Raw genomic sequence first — 17,454 nt, forward strand, 5'->3', positions numbered from 1 at the left:
TTATTTAAAATGAACATCTGTTTTTTTTCCGGAATAACCTACTGTTTTCTGTTGGCCATCAGGAAGAATCAGGTTAAAACTCCTTGTCTCAATCATTCCTTTGTATTTACCTTTCCGCTCACCTATCGTGAGTGTTTTTGATTTTTCGTTCCAGTGAAAAGGTATTTCTGTATAGGCACCTTTTTCATAATTATAATTATCGAATTCATCTTCGTATACAATGAAATCGGTATCGCTTCCCGGATAAACTTTTATGGTAAGATGATCCCATTTTTTCTCCGTTGCATATTGTACATCTGGCCCCAACGGAATGATGCTTCCTGCTTTTACATACAAAGGAATACTCTGAAGATTAACAGATTTCTGAATTTCCTTTCCTCCTCTGTGTTTTTCATTGGTCCAGAAGTCGAACCAATCTGTTCCTTCCGGAAGGTAAACTTTCACGCTTTTGTTTTGAGTAAAATCTATATTTGAAACCGAATTGTCCTTATTGCCATCGGTTTTATTCCAGCCTTCATTTTCATCGGTTTTAACTGCTTTTTCAGGGGTATATTGGGCATTGAGAACAGGTGCCACCAACAATGATTTTCCAAAAAGATATTCGTTATTCATATCCCATGTTTTCTTGTCTGAAGGAAAATCCATTGAAAGGGCTCTCATAAAGCTTGACCCGTTTTTTGAAACATCATGGGAAACAGAATAGATATACGGTAACATGCTGTAACGAAGTCTGATAAATTTTTCTATCGCATCATAAACAACGTCTCCTTTATTCCCAAACTGATAAATTTCTCTCGCAACATCGGTTCCATGCGAGCGCATCATTGGTGTAAAGGTTCCATACTGCAGCCATCGGACATACAGTTCCTGGAACATTGGATTTTTTGAACCTCCATTTCTTTTGTAAGTACCAGCAAAGAAACCGCCGATGTCAGAGTTGAAATTCGGATTTCCTGTAAGACTGAAATTCAATCCTGCCGGTACCTGTTTGCGCAATGTTTCCCAGGAAGAATTGACATCTCCGGACCAGGTGTTGGCTGCATATCGCTGCTGGCCTGCAAAAGCTGACCTTGTTAAAATAAAAACCCTTTTATCACCGGTGGTTTCACGCTGATGATCGTAAACACCGCCTACTGTCATCAGCGGATATGCGTTTCTTACTTTTCTGAATGAGCCAAGGTAGGTTTTAGTATCCAGGTCTTCCGCTTTCTGGCTGAGATGATCAGGTTCTGTTGAGTCCATCCACCAGGAATCCACTCCCAGACTGAAAATACCTTTGTTCAGGTATTTCCAGTATATATTTCTGGCTTCAGGATTGTAAGCATCATAAACACGGACACCGGAAGGATAGTTCATATCCGGAGGCCAGACTTCCCTGCCTGATTCCGGCCAGGTGCTGATATTGAAAAGCATTCCTTTTGAATCCATTTCACGGTACTGTTTGGTCATTGGCCCGAATGATGACCAGATGGAAACCGAAAGATGGGCATTCATATCATGGATCTCCTGTACCATTTTTTTAGCATCCGGAAAATCGGGACTGATGAAGTCCATGGCATTCCACTGGTAATTATTTCCCCAATATTGCCAATCCTGTATGATTCCGTCTAAAGGAACTTTCAGATCACGGTATTTTTTAACCACCTCTGTCAGCTCATCCTGGTTTTTGTAACGTTCTTTGCTTTGCCAGTAGCCATATGTCCATAAAGGAAGCATGGGTACATTTCCTGTGAGATCACGCATTCCGGCCACTACTCCATCTGCATTTTTACCGTAGATAAAATAATAATCTATACCATCTCCCACTTCTGATGAAAAGGATGTTTTCTGAGGCGTATCCGTAAATTGTGTTGGTGAATAGTTGTCCCAAAAAATGCCATACCCTTTTACAGACTGGAAGAAAGGCACAAAATCCCAGGTGTTATTCTGAATCATTTTTACATCGGTATTCCGCTGGGACATTTTTTCATTTTGCAGAATTCCCAGACCGTAAATAGGTTCCTCTCTTTCAAGCTGAAAATCCTGTCTTACGGAATAAGTCTGTGTTCCGGCATCATTGAATGGTTTGAAATCATTTGCGGTTTCTTTCAAAAGCTCTTTTCCGGATGGCAATGCATAAGTGATCACTCCATTTTTAGTATTAATGGAAAGCAGAAGGTCATTTGTTTTTAATGAAATAACATTATTTTTTTCTGAAACGGAGAATCTGATTTTCTGCTCCTGTTTAATGACCGACAAACTATTTTTGACAAATGATTTTCCGGCGGGATATTTAATAACCCTGATCGTATTTTCTCCATAAAATTTCACTTCAACATTCATATGATCAGCAGAAAACTTCAATCCTGAATCTGTTTTCTGATAAGCCTGTGCACTGACATTTACCATTCCGGAAAACATGATGACCGTAATGATAGAAGTTTTGGTGTTCATTTTTGTAAAGCCCATTTTATTTCAGATTTGAATTACTTTTCTTTATGCCTTTGACTTAAAAACATTATTTAAAAAGTACCTGGGCAAACTGATGCAGACTATTTCTCCAAACCGGCCATGTATGGCCTCCCGGATAATCTGTGTACGTATATTTAATTCCGGTTTTATCCAGTTCTTTCAACATTTTCTGACCGTTTTCATAAGCAATATCATCTTTTCCACCCATTGAAATCCAGAAATTTCTGATGTTGGATGAAAAAGCAGATTTATTTTCATTTAAAAATTGGTACTGTTTATTGGCAACATCCTGGAGCATCGGCAGCATATATCCTGAACTGAAAACTCCCAAACCGGAAAACATATCAGAATTCTGAATTCCGGCATACAGTGTATAAATTCCACCCATGGAAAGTCCTGCCAACGCACGGTTTTCTTTACCTTTTTTTATTTTGTAATTAGATTCGGCAAACGGAATGATGGATTCTTTCAGCTCTTTTTCAAACATCTGAAGATTGCGCTCTCCAAAGTTCCGGATTCCGCCCTGTCCAATATTGGCATCCGGCATAATAATGATCATTTTTTTGCCTTTCCTTCTGCGATCAGATTATCCAGAATCAGATTGGTTTTGCCCTGATTGGCCCAGCCGCTTTCATCTTCACCTCCGCCATGTAAAATATACAGTGCAGGATAAGATGCAGCAGGATTCTGGTCGTAACCCGGCGGGGTGTAAATAAAAACTCTTCTCCATGAGTTAGTGACTTTGGAATAGAAATTTTTAATACGGATATCTCCATGAGGGACGTCTTTTAATGCATAGAAATCATCTCCTTCGAAAGGAATATCTATTCCACTGGCATACCTTCCCATTCCGTAGAATGTTTCGCTGGATGGGTCAGCAACCGCAACCCCGTCAATCAGCAGGGAATAATAATGGAAACTTCCGCTTTGCGGATCAGTTGTACCTGTCCAGAAGCCGTCAGTATCTTTTTTCAGGTCATATTTTTTCCCTAAATCGATCTGAACTTTTTGCGCTTCCGGTGCCTTCACTTTGAACATCACCCTTCCGTCGGGAAGGATCTGAGGATACTGGGCATTTCTGATATTGGTTGCTGCAGGAGTTCCCAAAACGGTAAATCCTTCAAACATAGTTTTGTCAACAGGCTTAAACAACAGCTGTGAAAAAATGTATAAATCATTTTTCCAAACCTTAAAATCGTGACCGCCTGGTTCTATATAAAAGATATGAGGGATTTTATTTTTTCTCAGATAATCACTGGTTCTTTTGCTGAAAGGCATCAGCCCGTCTGCATCACCGCAGGAAATAAAGATCAGCTTCAGCTTTAACGCATCCTGTGGATTGGGTAAAAGCTTATTGGGCTCTTTTGTATTGGGTGCAGAAGAAAATGCACCCAGCCAGGCAAACTTATCAATGTTTCCGAAAGCAAAATTCTGTGTCTGTCCGCCTCCCATTGACAACCCTGCCAAAGCACGGTTTTCACGGTCTTTTTTAACCGGATATTTTTTCTCTACAAACGGAATCAGGTCATTCAGTAAATCTTTTTCAAAAGTTGCGAAAGCCTCAACTTTATCCTGAGCCATTATATTTCCTGTCGCTCTGTCATCCTTCATTGCACGACCGTTGGGAAGTACGACAATCATCGGCTGCAGTTTTCCCTGGGCATACAGATTGTCCAGAATAATATTGGGTTTTCCCTGATTGAACCACTCTTTTCATCCCCGCCAATACCATGAAGAAGATAAAGAACAGGATATTTTTCATTTTTTTGAAACCTGGAGGTGTATAAATCAAAGCTTTTCTTGTTGTTCCAACGGTTTTCGATTGATATTGAATCGTGTCAATTTTCCCGTGGGAAATAGCTGCATTTTCCAAGTCGAAACCCTGCGGCGCCTGTTGATCAAAAGTTTGTGCGGAAACAAACATTCCCGACAAAACAAATCCTAAAGCCCATATAACTGATTTATTCATGATTTTTATTTGTATTTTCTACACTTATTATTTCAGATAAAAAAATAATAGCAACGCTATTTAAAGTTTTATAATTGATTATTTTTAACCGCAAAAGGCACAAAAGTTTTAAACACTTTAGTCTTTTCAGAGCCAAACCTCATATGTAATAAGTACACCTAAGTTTTGGGAAAATCTTTGATTTTCATCTTATGTGAACTTTTCTATGATATCATTTTAAACTTACTTAAATGAACTCAAGCGTTTTAGAATGAAACCCTTTGTGACTTTTGTGGTTAATAAAGTTTAAACATCTGAATACTTATTTTATTTATCTATTTACAGCAGACTTTTCTCTGCTAATTTTGTTATTTTTCATTCTCGGCTTCACTGACTCTGAAAAAATCCACATCTACGAAGCCTCCGGTATTTTTAGTGGCATAATTGAAAACTGCGAATTTTGATCCCATAAAAAATCTACGGTAATCAAAGATCATTTTGTAATCTTTTGCCATTGCCGTCCAGTTCTTCTGATCCGTACTGTAATAAAAGTCTGCTAGATCTTTCCCGAGGTTAAAATCAGCATCAATACGGAGAAAAACTTTATCAGAATTAAGAGAAATCCGTTTTTCTCTTCTTTTTTACCGCTGTAATGGCTTTTGTCTTATTGTCCAGGCTCACTTCATTAGTTGAAAAAACAATGAATTTTTCTTCACCTTCCTTCACTACTGACAAGATTCCAGAATCCCCGTTGAAAGCACTGAACCCAGCAACATCACCATCTTTCATTCCTTTAATATCCATTGCGAAAACCGCTGAAGAAACAGGACCTTCCATCCTCTGGGTCAAAGTGTTGGGAGCCGCGTACAGATTGTCTACCACTCTGCTGGTTTTCAGCCTCAGAAAGCCTTTTCTTTCAGATAAAGACCACGCTTCATTCACCGGATTATGATTCCATTGCCACTGGATTTTCATTGTTTTATCAGAGAACTCATCGCTTTCCACCAGATGATTTTTGGGTTTGAATGGCGGAAGCGGAACTTCTCCTTTCAAAGGAACTTTTCCGTTATCTCCCAATACCGGCCAGTCGTTTTCCCATTGTACGGGAAGCAGCAGCGGAACACGTCCTACTCCGTTTCTGTCCTGGAAAATAAGGGAATACCAGTTTCCGTTTTTATCATCAATCAAAGCGCCCTGACCTGCGTAAGAAAATCCTAAAAAATTGTCTTCCAGAACGACTTTTTTCTCGTAAGGGCCTGTCACTTTATCTGCCCTGTAGACTACCTGACGGCGTTTTCCGTTTCTTGGCCATGATATCATCATCATATAATATTTTCCGTTTCTCTTGATGATCTGATTTCCTTCCAGGAGACCGGTTTCCGAAGCATCTTTCTGAAATACCTCAGTTCCATCCGGATTTCCGATCACTTCTTTAAAATCAGGACTCAGTTCAAAAACTTTGTTGGAAGTGAAAACATAGATCCTATCATCATCATCGAAAAACAGTGATGCATCATGAAAATGCCGTGTTCTGGTAATGAGTTTCCATTTTCCCTTTTCGGGATGATCAGTCACATAGAAATAAGATTTGAAAGGTTCATCATTCGGAGAGAATAAAACGTAATATTTCCCTTTATGATAGCGGATTGAGGAAGCCCATTGGCCCCTGCCGTAAACGGTTCCGTTCAATAAATCATATTTTGAGTTGTCATTCAAAGTGTCAAAAACATAACCAGACATTTCCCAATGTACCAGATCCCTGGAATGCATTACTGGTGCTCCGGGCATCAGATGCATAGTGGTACTGATCAGGTAAAAATCATTTCCGTTTCTGGTAATGGATAGATCCGGTGCATCTGCCCAGATGATGGGATTGGTAAATGTGGTACTCTGTTTTCCGGAAGGATTTACCTGGGCTGAAAGAAGATTCAGCCCGATAAATCCCAATAAAGAAACTATATAAGATTTTTTGATTTTCAAAATGTATTGTGATGTTTGGTTTTACTCTTTTTCAATTTTAAAGGAAACACTTCGACGAGCTCAGTGTGACATTGCTAATACTAACTTAATTCGGTACAATATCATTAGAAGAGGTGCTGTACAGTCCGATAAGGCTTCCTGTAAAACCTCCCGCTACATCGGTAGAAAGTATATCTCCTGAAACCGGTCCTCCCAGATTTTTGAAATTTTTTCCGTCCAAAGAATAATTGAAGCTGATTTCATCTTTTTCTCCTGTAGCCTGAAATTTGATAGTCTTTGAAAGTGAAATTTTTTCGCTTGCAATCAATTTTGATTGGCCTTTTTCTGTTCTTTCCAATACGATGTAGAAATCTTTATCTTTTTTGGTAATTCCGAAAACATAATTGAATGTTTCGCTTTGGTAGAGGGTAATTCCAGCCAATTCTTTTTCCGATTTTGGTTTATAATCCAAGGTTACGGAAGTTTCGAAGTCTTCGTGCTGTAATCTGTGGAACAAAGATGAAATCGGAGCCAACGCTTTGATGTTCGTTTCCATTGGGTTCACTTTTACACCATTTTTTGTTGTTGTAATGAAGTTTTCACGAGGACCACGCATCGCAATCCAACGGAAATCGAGGTTTTTATCGGTTAGTTTATCGTTGTATGTAAAGTTGCCGTTCGGGAAAAATCCGTTTTGCCCGGTCTGATTCTGAACGCCCTGTGGCATTTTCAATTTTGGTTTCATCGGAACCAGACCATTTTGGAAAACAGGATACGTTCCGCTCCAGTCTACAGGAAGAATGAAAGTTTCACGGCCTTTGGTAACACGGTTGTTTACATTCGGACGAATTGCTAAAAATACGCCATACCATTGTCCGTTCGGACCTTCCACCAAATCTGCATGACCTGCCCAGTCAACTTTTTCTTTTCGGTCTCTCGGAAAATATCTTTGCGTAAGAATCGGATTATTTTTAGCGGGAACAAACGGTCCTTTCGGAGAATCTGCCATAAAAATCACTTCGCTATGGTTGCCTCCGGTTCCGCCTTCTGCACACATCAGGTAATATTTCCCTTTGTATTTGTACAAATGCGGACCTTCAATCCAAATTGGTTTTTGAGAAAGGTCAACCCCACCGTTTACAATAATTCTGTCTGAACCTGCAACAACCTGATCTTTTTCAAGGTCGTAATCCCACATTTTAATAACACGGTGACCTTGATACTGCTCGGTTCCTTGTGGTGGCGCGTCGTTGTGAACGATGTAAGCTTTTCCGTCATCATCAAAGAAAATGGCAGGATCAATACCATCAAAATTCAGTTTCTGAACTTCGCTCCACCCTTTTGCCGGATCTTTGGTTTTTACAACCATATTTCCGATACCGCCCGCAATCTGGGTAGTGATCATATAAAATGTATCGTTGTGTTTATTGTATTTGATGTCAGGCGCATAAATTCCATGCGAAACGCCTGATTTTTCAACTTTAAGCTGTGAAGGCCTGTCTAAAACGTGTCCCACCTGTTTCCAGTTCACAAGATCTTTAGAAGTAAAAATCGGGACTCCCGGAAACATTGAAAATGAAGAGTTTACAAGATAATAATCTTCTCCTTTTCTGGTAATGCTGGGATCGGGGTAACAGCCCTGTAAAATCGGGGAATAAAACTCGTCCGGTTTAAGAGGATTGTCATTATATATTTTATCGTTTCCACGGTAATTGAAGTCGGAAAAAGTCTGTGCAGAGAGGTTACTGATGGAAAGTAAAGCCGCCACTGCAATAACATGGGTTTTATTTTTAAAAAAAACAGGGTTCATTAGACTCTTTTTCATATATAGATTTTTTAGTTTTTATTGTAAATAGATTTAGTTTCAGATTGTCCTTCAGAGCTTTTATCACTCCATTTTAATGTATACACCTTTCCTGCTTCAGTCGGGAAATCAAAGATAAGATCAGTTCTAATTTCAACTGGATTCAATTTTGCTTTGTCAGAAATTAGTGGTTTTGGAGTTTCCGGAGTTTCAAAAAAGGGGTTCGGGTTTTTACCTTCTGCTTTTTTAAGTTTTGTGTTTCCGGAAAGCTGCATTTCGTTCGGAAGCCTGACTCTGCAGTTTCCTCCCAATCCGGATTTTATGGTAATTTCTTTAGCTTTATTATTTTCCCAGATCACGTTGACTTCGAAGCCTCCATACGTTTTCAGCCCGGAAATGCTGCCGTTTTTCCACGCTCCCGGAAGTGCGGGAAGGATGTCTATAAAACCGTTTTGAGTCTGCAGAAGCATTTCGGTAATCCCGGAAGTGCAGCCGAAATTTCCATCAATCTGGAATGGCGGATGTGCATCGAAAAGATTCGGATATGTTCCGCCTTTGCTGCCCCAACCGTCTTTTTCTACTAGTGTTAATTGGTCTTTGATTAATTTGCCAGCGTGATTTCCATCTAATAATTTAGCCCAAAGATTAACTTTCCAGCCCATTGACCAGCCTGTGGATAAGTCTCCGCGGTGAATGAGTACGGTTCTGGAAGCGTCCAGCAATTCCGGTGTGGTAAACGGACTGATCTGGTTGGAAGGAAATAATCCGTACAAATGGGAAACATGTCTGTGGTTGTCTTTAGGATCGTCCAGGTCTTCCATCCATTCCTGCAATTGCCCATAGCTTCCGATTTTCATCGGTGGTAATTTTGAAATAATAGTGTTCCAGACTTTAATTTTATCTGAATCTGTATTGAGAATCTGTGCTGCCTTTTTTGTTTTGGTGAACAAGTCGAACATCAATTGATTGTCCATTGTATTTCCCGCTGCCAGAGCACTTCCCTGGTGCCCCTGCGGAATATTTTCGGGGGACATTGACGGGCTTGCTACCAGCCAGTGATGCGCAGGCTCTTCAATCAGGAAGTCTTCGTAGAACTGTGCTGCAGATTTAAGAACAGAATAAATTGTTCTCAAATAGTCTTTGTCTCCGCTGTATAAATATTTTTCCCATAAATGTTGTGAAAGCCAGGCTCCGCCCATAGGCCACATCCCGGCGTTTGTAAAATCCACTACCCCTGTTATTCTCCAGATATCAGTGTTATGATGTGCTACCCAGCCACGGCTGTTGTACATTGCTTTTGCCGTTTCTTTTCCTGTTTCGCTCAAATCTTTTATCATCTGAATCAATGGTTCATGCATTTCAGGAAGATTGGTCTTTTCCGCCGGCCAGTAATTCATTTCCGTATTGATGTTGATGGTATATTTGCTGTCCCAGGCAGGTTTGTTGGAATTATTCCAGATCCCCTGCAAATTGGCAGGCTGGCCGCCCGGCTGAGATGAGGAAATCAGGAGATAGCGTCCGAACTGATAATACAATGAAATGAGTTCAGGATCATAACCATTAGCAAAATTTTTAATTCTGATATCCGTTGGATTTTTCGAAGCTTCAGAAGTTCCTAAATCCAGATTTACTCTTTTAAAATAGTTCTGATAAGCATTCAGATGGTTTTGAACTAAAGTTTTGAAACTTTTATTTGCCGCTGCTTCAATATACTTTCTGGCTTTTGCAACTTCGTCTGTATTTAAATTTTTGTAGTCTGTAAAATTAGTGGCCATTGCAATAAGAATCGTGACCTCATGAGCATTGCTTACTGAAATTCCGCTCGCTGAGATCTGAATTTTGCCACCTTTGGTAATGAGTTTTGCCAGTGCATTGAATTTCACCTGCCCCTGAATGCCGTCTAATGTGGAAGAAATCCCATCCATCTGTAAAGTAGTGGCATCAATAGCTTTAACGTTCTTTTTAAGCTCACTATTAAATTTCGCTGTAAAGTTCAGTGCATTCTTGTGATCTGAGCTCAATTTAATGACAATCACATGATCAGGAATGGAGGCAAAAACTTCTCTTTTAAAATTAACGCCACCAGAGGTAAATGTAGTGGTTGCGATTGCTTTTTCAATGTCCAGTTCTCTGTAATAATTTCTGATCTCTTTAAGGTTATTCAGATCCAATGTAAAATCACCAATATTCTGAAATGCCGAACCGTGAACTGTTTTAGCTGTTAATCCCTTATCCGCAAGGATCTGAGCTCTTTTATAGTTTCCGTTAAATAAATAATACCGGATGGAATCGAGAACTTTTGGAGCATCCGGATTATCATTTCGGGAAGGGCCTCCGGACCAGAATGTCCCTTCGTTCAGCTGAAGTTTTTCCTGATAAGGGTCTCCATAGACCATAGCTGCCATGTTTCCGTTTCCTATCGGTAGAGCTTCCACCCATTGTTTTGCGGGTTTATCATACCACAGCTTATACTTTCCTCCTTTCTGGGCAAAGGAAAATATACTGATCAGAAGACCTATGGTCATGTAAAGCCCGGATTTCATTTTTACTTTTTAAATTTCAAACTGTATTATTGTTATACTAAGCTGTTTTCTTTCTGTTAATCAACGAAATGAGTCCCCAGGCTGCAACATATGAAATTCCTGCAATAAAGAAAATAATATTGTAACCACCATTGACATTTCCTGCCTTTTTGAAGGTATCTAAAACTATTCCGATGAACAAAGGAAAAATAATTCCTGCCGCTGAACCGAGCATTCCTCCAAAACCAATGACAGAACTGACATAGCTGTTAGGCAACTGATCTCCAACCGTTGTCATAAGATTGGCTCCCCAACCTTGATGCGCGGCTGTTGCAAAGGCAATGATGATCGTGATCATCCACATATTGTCTACATATTTTGAGAACATAACCGGAACTACCATCAAAGCAAACAGTAACATCGTAATGCTTCTGGCTCTTCCGATGGCCCAGCCTTTTTTGATCAGAAATGATGAAAGATAGCCTCCGCCGATACTTCCAATCGTAGTTCCGCTGTAAATAATAATCAACGGAAGGGATGGTTTTGTTAAATCCATTTTGAAGACATCTGAGAAATAGGCCGGCAGCCAGAACATGAAGAAATACCAGATAGGATCGGTTAACATTTTACCGATGGCAAATGACCATGTTACTTTATATTTGAGTAATTCCGATAAAGGAATTTTGGTTTTCTCTTCTGCTTTTTCAGCCTGATCACTTTTAATGTATTGCAGTTCTTCCTTGCTGAGATTTTTTGTTTTTTCCGGTACGGCATAGAATTTCCACCAAAGGACAATCCAAACCATACCCAAAGCACCGATCCATACAAAAGTCTGTCTCCAGCCGTAATGTCCGAGAATGAAAGGAACCAATAGTGGCGCTAAAATAGCTCCCACCGTTGCTCCTGAGTTAAAAATTCCGGTTGCCAACGCTCTTTCTTTTTGGGAAACCACTCGGCCACTGATTTGATGGCAGCAGGAAAGTTCCCTGCCTCACTGATGCCTAAGGTACTTCTCGCAATGATAAACCCAATGGTATTTTTGACAAAGCCATGTCCTATCGAAGCCAAACTCCATACAATAAGGGAAACCGCATACCCGATTTTGGTTCCCACCTTGTCTATAAACCTTCCCATCGCCATATAACCGATGGCATAAGTCGTGGTAAAGGCCATGACGATATAGCTGTAATCTTTTTCATCCCAGCTGAATTCTTTTTCCAACACAGGTTTTAGCAAGCCCATTACCTGACGGTCAAGGTAATTGATCGTAGTGGCGAGGAAGACGAGAGACAGCATCCACCATCTTATATTGCGGTTTTGAGGAGCCTGCATTGAGTTATTGATTAAGTTGTTGTAATAAATTTCTTGTTTTCAGAGTCAGTTCTTTTTCATTAATATCTTTTCCGATGAGAGAGCTTCCCAAACCTGCTGCTATGGCGCCTCCATTGAGCCATTCCCTGATATCTTCAGTTTCAGCATGGATTCCTCCGGTGGGCATGAAATTCATTCCCGGGAAAACAGGCTGTACCGATTTGATGTAGTTCTTTCCTAAAGCATCAGCCGGGAATATTTTAACCAGTTTTAAACCGTTCTGAAAGGCAATATTGATATCGGAAGGAGTAAAACAGCCCGGAATCAGAAGGGTATTTCTTTCGATAGCATGTTTCACCAATACTTCACTGATAACCGGTGTAATGATAAAATCTGCTTTTGCATGAGCATAATCATCCATTTCCTGTATATTTTTTACCGTCCCGATTCCTAACAGAAGATCAGGAAATTCTGTATGGGAAATAGCTTTCAGTCTGGTAAAATTTTCCAATGCCTGATGGCCGCGGTTGGTATATTCTATCACACGGATCCCTGCTTCGTATAAAGCTTTTACGATATTTTTTGAGACTTCAAACGATTCGTTATAGAATAACGGAACTATTTTCTGGTCTTTTATTTTTTGTAGTATTTCACTCATAATGTTTCGATATTAATGCTTTCATCAATGGTATCTCCTTTTACAAAAAGCTTTTTAAAAGCAACTTTTGTAGCATCCTCAAGAATCTGCTGATCAGGATTTCCTCTTAAAATTCCATGAATTAAGGCGGCCATAAAAGAATCACCACTTCCTACTCTTTCTTCAATTTTATCTGAATTATATTTTTCTGAAATCAAAAGTTTCTCATCAGTAAATAAGGTGGCAAAATAATTGACCTGTTCCCCGTTTGTAAAGCGGAAGGTATTTGCAATTTTTTCCACAGCCGGGAATTGTTTCCGGATTTCCAACGCTGTTTTTTCAGCCTGTTTCAGAAGGTTTTCATCATCAAATTTCCCGTTAAGCTCATATTCAACGGGAATATTCAGGAACTGTTCAACAGACCAGATATTTCCCATGAGAACATTAACAAAAGGCATCAGTTCTTTAATTTTATGAGGATTCTGATTTTGCCAAAGCAATGCTCTGTAATTCAGGTCGAGGGAAACTGTAATATTTCTTGTTCCGGCTTCTTTCATGATATGCAGGCATTTTCGGAATGCATTGTCACTCAAAGCTGGTGTGATGGTGCTGATGTGCAGCCATTTTACTCCTGAAAATATGTCATCATCACTGAAAGTTTCAAAATCCGATTGGGTAAAAACAGACGGAAAGCGGTCGTAAACTACTGAAGCATTCTGCATATCTCCATCGGAAGAAAGATAAAATGTTCCTATTCTTCTCTTGTTCTTTTCTGCAAGGATTTCTATTCCTTTATTTTTAAGCTGAGATTCCAATTGGTTCCCTACGAAATTCTCCGGTAAAGCTGATAATAATTTCACAGGATTCTTCCACTGGGAAAGCGCCGCTGCTACATTGTATTCAGCTCCGCCTATGTACATCTTAAGAGACTGCTCATTCAACCAGTTTCCTTCGGAATCCGGGGCAAAATGGAGAAGCAGTTCCCCGAAACATAATATTTTCGTCGAGTCCTGCATGGTTTTATATTTCAAAATAATTTTTTGTATTGTGATAACAGATATCCTGAATGATTTTTCCTACCCATTTTTCGTCATCGGGAAGAAGCCCTCTTTCCATTTCACTCCCGAACAGGTTGCATAAAAGCCTTCTGAAATAATCGTGTCTTGAGAATGACAGTAAGCTTCGGGAATCGGTCAACATGCCGACAAAAGTGCTGATCAGACCGATATTGGAGAGTGTATTCATCTGTTTTGTCATCCCGTCGAGTTGATCGAGAAACCACCAGGCCGCTCCAAACTGTACTTTGGATTTGATTCTTCCTTCATTAAAGTTTCCGGCAAGAGTTGCCAGGACTTCGTTAAATGCTGGGTTCAAGTTGTAAATAATGGTTTTGGCCAGTTTTCCTTCTGTATTCAGTGCATCCAGCAAAATGCTCAATCTTTGTGCATAATAGGGTTCTCCTATGGCATCATATCCTGCATTGACACCCATTTTCCTGAACATTTCTGAATTGTTGTTTCGGGTTGCCCCTACATGAAACTGCTGTACCCAGCCTTTTTCTGCGTACATTTTGCAAAGCTCTTTCAGCAAATAGCCGCATAAAGCTTCAGGATCAGAAAATGTTGACAGATTGCCCTTAAGGAATCCGGAAAACTCTTTTTCAAGGTTATGGTTCCATTTTGTGGTATCCGGAAAATATTCAAAGCCATGATCGGCTACTTTTGCTCCTGCTTCCACAAAATAGTTGATTCTGGACTGAAGTGCATTCAACAAGTCGGAAGCTGATGTGATTGAAAATCCGCAGACTTTTTCAAGCTTTTTAATTCCTGAAAGATATTGTTCAGAATTAATGATATTAATATAGGAATCAGGACGGAAAGCCGGAAGAACAGCTGTGTTAAATCCACTGTTTTTTAAAGCCTTGTGATGAATCAGATCATCAGCAGGATCATCTGTAGTGCACAACGCTTCTACCTTAAAATTCTGAATGATGGATTGTGGTAAAAAGCCGGATGTCTGCAGACTTTCATTCATCTGATGATATAAAGTATCTGCATTATTGGGTGATAAATATTCGCTGATACCAAAAGGGTTTTTTAGTTCCAGATGGGTCCAGTGAAACAGCGGGTTTCGAAGGGTATACGGCACCACTTCTGCCCATTTCCTGAATTTTTCCTGATCTGAAGCATTTCCGGAAATAAACTTCTCATCAATACCAAAATTTCTCATTGCCCTCCATTTGTAATGATCACCATCCAGCCAGATAGCGGTTGGAGAACGGAAGTTCTGATTGGCCGAAATAACATCCGGTTCCAGATGATTGTGATAATCGATCACGGGCATATCTTTGGCATATCCGAAATAGAGGTTCTCTGCCTTTGCCGATTCAAGCAGAAACAATTCTCCGAAAACTTCTTTATTTTTAATGGGATTACTCATTATTTACTTTTACCATTCTGGATTTTAATTCTAAACTTGTTAAACCACAAAAGTCACAAAAGCTTTATTTTAAAACACTTTAGTTTACCTTAAGTAGGTTTAAAGTGATTCTGCAGAAAAGTTCACATAAGATGAAATCAAAGATTTTCACAAAACTTCGGTGTACTTATTATGCATAGAGCTTAGCTCTAAAAAATTAAGTGGTTAAAACCTTTAACATTTTAAAAACAGGGCCATGAATGAAACCATTAAGGCCCTGCTCACTGCATATGAAGAAATTATTTTTATACTCCACTAAATGCGCTGAAACCTCCGTCAACAGGGATCAGTGCTCCTGTGATAAAACTTGCGGCATCGGAACACAGAAACTGTACAACTCCGTTCAACTCTTCTACTTCTCCAAATCTCTGCATGGGTGTTTTAGCCATTACTTTTTTACTTCTCTCGGTTAAACTTCCGTCCGGATTCAAAAGAATGGCACGGTTCTGATCGCCAATGAAAAAACCTGGTGCCACGGCATTAACGCGTATTTTATCTCCGAATTTCAATGCCAGGTCAGAGGCCAGCCATTGGGTAAAATTGGTAATTGCCGATTTGGCTGCAGAATATCCGGCTACTCTCGTAATCGCAGAATAAGCGGCCATGGAGGAAATATTAATAATGTTGCCGCTTCCCTGCTCCGCCATTACTTTTCCAAAAACATAGCTCGGGTAAACGGTTCCATTGATATTAAGATCGGTAACCTCAGCCCATCCTTTCATATTCATATCAAAAAATGACTGATCGGGAGATAAGGTGGCTGCCGGAATATTTCCACCCGCTATATTGAGCAGAATATCAACACGGCCATACTTTTCTTTTATTTTCGCAGAAGCAGCTTCAAGGCTTTCAATATCCATCACATTGGCTTCTACAGCGAGTGCTTCCCCACCCAAATCTGTCAGTTCTTTTGCCCGGGCATCCAGTGTTTCCTGGTTTCTTCCCAGTGCGACAACTTTTGCTCCGGCTTCTATAAAACTTTTGGCAAGGCTGCCTCCCAAAACGCCCGAAGCCCCTGTGATGACTGCTACTTTGTTTTTAATACTAAACAGGTCTTTCATTTTACTTTTTACTATTTTATTACAAACGCAGATTAATTTTTCTGTAATTCTGACTGAACGGCAGCCATTACTCCTTCGATCTGGCCCAATGCCAGCATTCTTCCTAAAAATGAATAGCCCGGATTATACCCTTTATCAATATCTTCGGTTAAAAGCCTTCCATGGTCTATTCTCATCGGAAGATCAGGATTTTCTTTTTCGAATACGCGGATCACTTCAATGAGCTTTCCTCTTCCTCCCAGATGATGAGCCTCGATAAAATCACCGTTTTCAAAGACATTTGTACTTCTCAGGTGAACGAATTTGGTCCTGTTAGCAAATTTCTGCGCCAACTTGGGAACATCATTCTGAAGGTTAGCACTTAAAGATCCTGCACAAAACGTTAATCCGTTGTGAGGATTATCAACGGCTTTCAGAAGCCAGTCGATATCTTCTTCATTGGTTACTATTCTTGGTAAGCCTAATAGTGAAAACGGCGGATCATCAGGATGTACACACATCTGGATATTCCATTTTTCACAGACAGGCATTATTTTTTCGAGGAAATATTTCATGTTCTGACGAAGCTGATGTTTATCTATACCATCATACAATGCCAATAAACTTTTGAACTTTTCTATGGGATTCAATTCGCCTTCTTTGATATTTCCGTTCACGAATCCCTGTGTTTTTACAATGACTGAGTCTATCAGATCATTATTATCTTTTTCCGTTAAGGTATTTTTTAATTCTTCTACTTTTTGAAGGATTTCTGAGTTGTAATCGTTTTCTGCTCCTTCTCTTTGAAGAATATGAATTTCGAAGTAGGCAAACTTGGCTTTGTCAAAATAAAGTGATGAAGAACCGTCTTCCCACTCGTGAAAAAGGTCGGTTCTTGCCCAGTCGAGAACGGGCATAAAGTTGTAGCAAACTGTTGTAACCCCAGCTTTACCCAGATTTTCAAGGCTTGTGATATAATTTTCTATTAAAGAGTCACGGTCTTCACCTCCGTATTTGATGGCTTCACTTACAGGAAGACTTTCCACAACAGACCAGCGAAGTCCGTGGCTTTCTATATAGTTTTTATAATCAATAATGGCCTCTGAATTCCAGATTTCTCCGTTTGGGATATCATGCAGTGCGGAAACAATTCCTTCTACTCCGATCTGACGGAGTATACCCAGTTCTATTTTGTCTTTTTTACCAAACCAACGCCAGGTTTTTTCCATAATCTTTAAAATTTAATTCAGTTAAACAAAGCAGGTGCTTTCACACCTACTCTGTTACTGATATGAATGTAGAAT

Annotated in this window: 13 protein-coding genes and 1 pseudogene; all 14 read right to left on the bottom strand. The window is 39.7% G+C overall.

The window, feature by feature from the left end:
* The gene (locus tag N4G44_RS11850; RefSeq protein WP_474927076.1) at positions 1-2,433 is read right to left on the bottom strand and encodes a glycoside hydrolase family 31 protein; all 2,433 of its coding nucleotides are present in this window, start codon (positions 2,431-2,433) and stop codon (positions 1-3) included.
* Positions 2,434-2,497: 64 nt separating this feature from the next.
* A complete protein-coding gene (locus tag N4G44_RS11855; RefSeq protein WP_474927078.1) occupies positions 2,498-3,010 on the bottom strand; it encodes an alpha/beta hydrolase in 513 nt (170 codons plus the stop codon).
* On the bottom strand, positions 3,007-4,134 hold the full coding sequence (locus N4G44_RS11860) for an alpha/beta hydrolase-fold protein (RefSeq protein WP_474928332.1): 1,128 nt from the start codon (positions 4,132-4,134) through the stop codon (positions 3,007-3,009). Before N4G44_RS11860 ends, N4G44_RS11855 begins: the two co-directional genes overlap by 4 nt.
* Positions 4,052-4,420, bottom strand: a complete 369-nt coding sequence (locus tag N4G44_RS11865; RefSeq protein ID WP_474927082.1) for a hypothetical protein — start codon at positions 4,418-4,420, stop codon at positions 4,052-4,054. Before N4G44_RS11865 ends, N4G44_RS11860 begins: the two co-directional genes overlap by 83 nt.
* A 347-nt stretch (positions 4,421-4,767) precedes the next feature.
* Positions 4,768-5,022 carry a beta-xylosidase family glycoside hydrolase gene (locus tag N4G44_RS11870; protein ID WP_474928333.1) on the bottom strand — a complete coding sequence of 85 codons (255 nt, stop codon included), beginning with the start codon at positions 5,020-5,022 and terminating at the stop codon, positions 4,768-4,770.
* Entirely contained in the window at positions 5,012-6,379 is a 1,368-nt protein-coding gene (locus tag N4G44_RS11875; RefSeq protein ID WP_474927084.1) for a glycoside hydrolase family 43 protein, read from the bottom strand. The genes N4G44_RS11870 and N4G44_RS11875 overlap by 11 nt, the downstream gene beginning before the upstream one ends.
* An 85-nt stretch (positions 6,380-6,464) precedes the next feature.
* Positions 6,465-8,183 (bottom strand): glycoside hydrolase family 43 protein, encoded by a 1,719-nt coding sequence (locus N4G44_RS11880; protein ID WP_474927087.1) that lies wholly within the window; start codon positions 8,181-8,183, stop codon positions 6,465-6,467.
* An 11-nt stretch (positions 8,184-8,194) separates the two neighbouring features.
* Positions 8,195-10,705, bottom strand: coding sequence for a glycoside hydrolase family 95 protein (locus tag N4G44_RS11885; RefSeq protein ID WP_474927091.1), 2,511 nt, complete (start codon positions 10,703-10,705; stop codon positions 8,195-8,197).
* A 37-nt stretch (positions 10,706-10,742) separates the two neighbouring features.
* A pseudogene (locus tag N4G44_RS11890) lies at positions 10,743-12,016 on the bottom strand (MFS transporter).
* A gap of 4 nt (positions 12,017-12,020) precedes the next feature.
* Positions 12,021-12,653: a bifunctional 4-hydroxy-2-oxoglutarate aldolase/2-dehydro-3-deoxy-phosphogluconate aldolase gene (locus tag N4G44_RS11895; RefSeq protein WP_474927094.1), complete on the bottom strand. Its 633-nt coding sequence runs from the start codon at positions 12,651-12,653 to the stop codon at positions 12,021-12,023.
* Positions 12,650-13,648, bottom strand: coding sequence for a sugar kinase (locus N4G44_RS11900; protein ID WP_474927098.1), 999 nt, complete (start codon positions 13,646-13,648; stop codon positions 12,650-12,652). Before N4G44_RS11900 ends, N4G44_RS11895 begins: the two co-directional genes overlap by 4 nt.
* Positions 13,649-13,652: 4 nt before the next feature.
* The gene (gene uxaC, locus N4G44_RS11905; RefSeq protein WP_474927100.1) at positions 13,653-15,071 is read right to left on the bottom strand and encodes a glucuronate isomerase; all 1,419 of its coding nucleotides are present in this window, start codon (positions 15,069-15,071) and stop codon (positions 13,653-13,655) included.
* A 284-nt stretch (positions 15,072-15,355) separates the two neighbouring features.
* On the bottom strand, positions 15,356-16,171 hold the full coding sequence (locus N4G44_RS11910) for an SDR family oxidoreductase (RefSeq protein ID WP_474927103.1): 816 nt from the start codon (positions 16,169-16,171) through the stop codon (positions 15,356-15,358).
* Positions 16,172-16,203: 32 nt separating this feature from the next.
* Entirely contained in the window at positions 16,204-17,379 is a 1,176-nt protein-coding gene (gene uxuA / locus N4G44_RS11915) for a mannonate dehydratase (protein ID WP_474927106.1), read from the bottom strand.
* Positions 17,380-17,454: the final 75 nt, after the last annotated feature.

This window comes from Chryseobacterium sp. GTID13, from assembly GCF_056172655.1.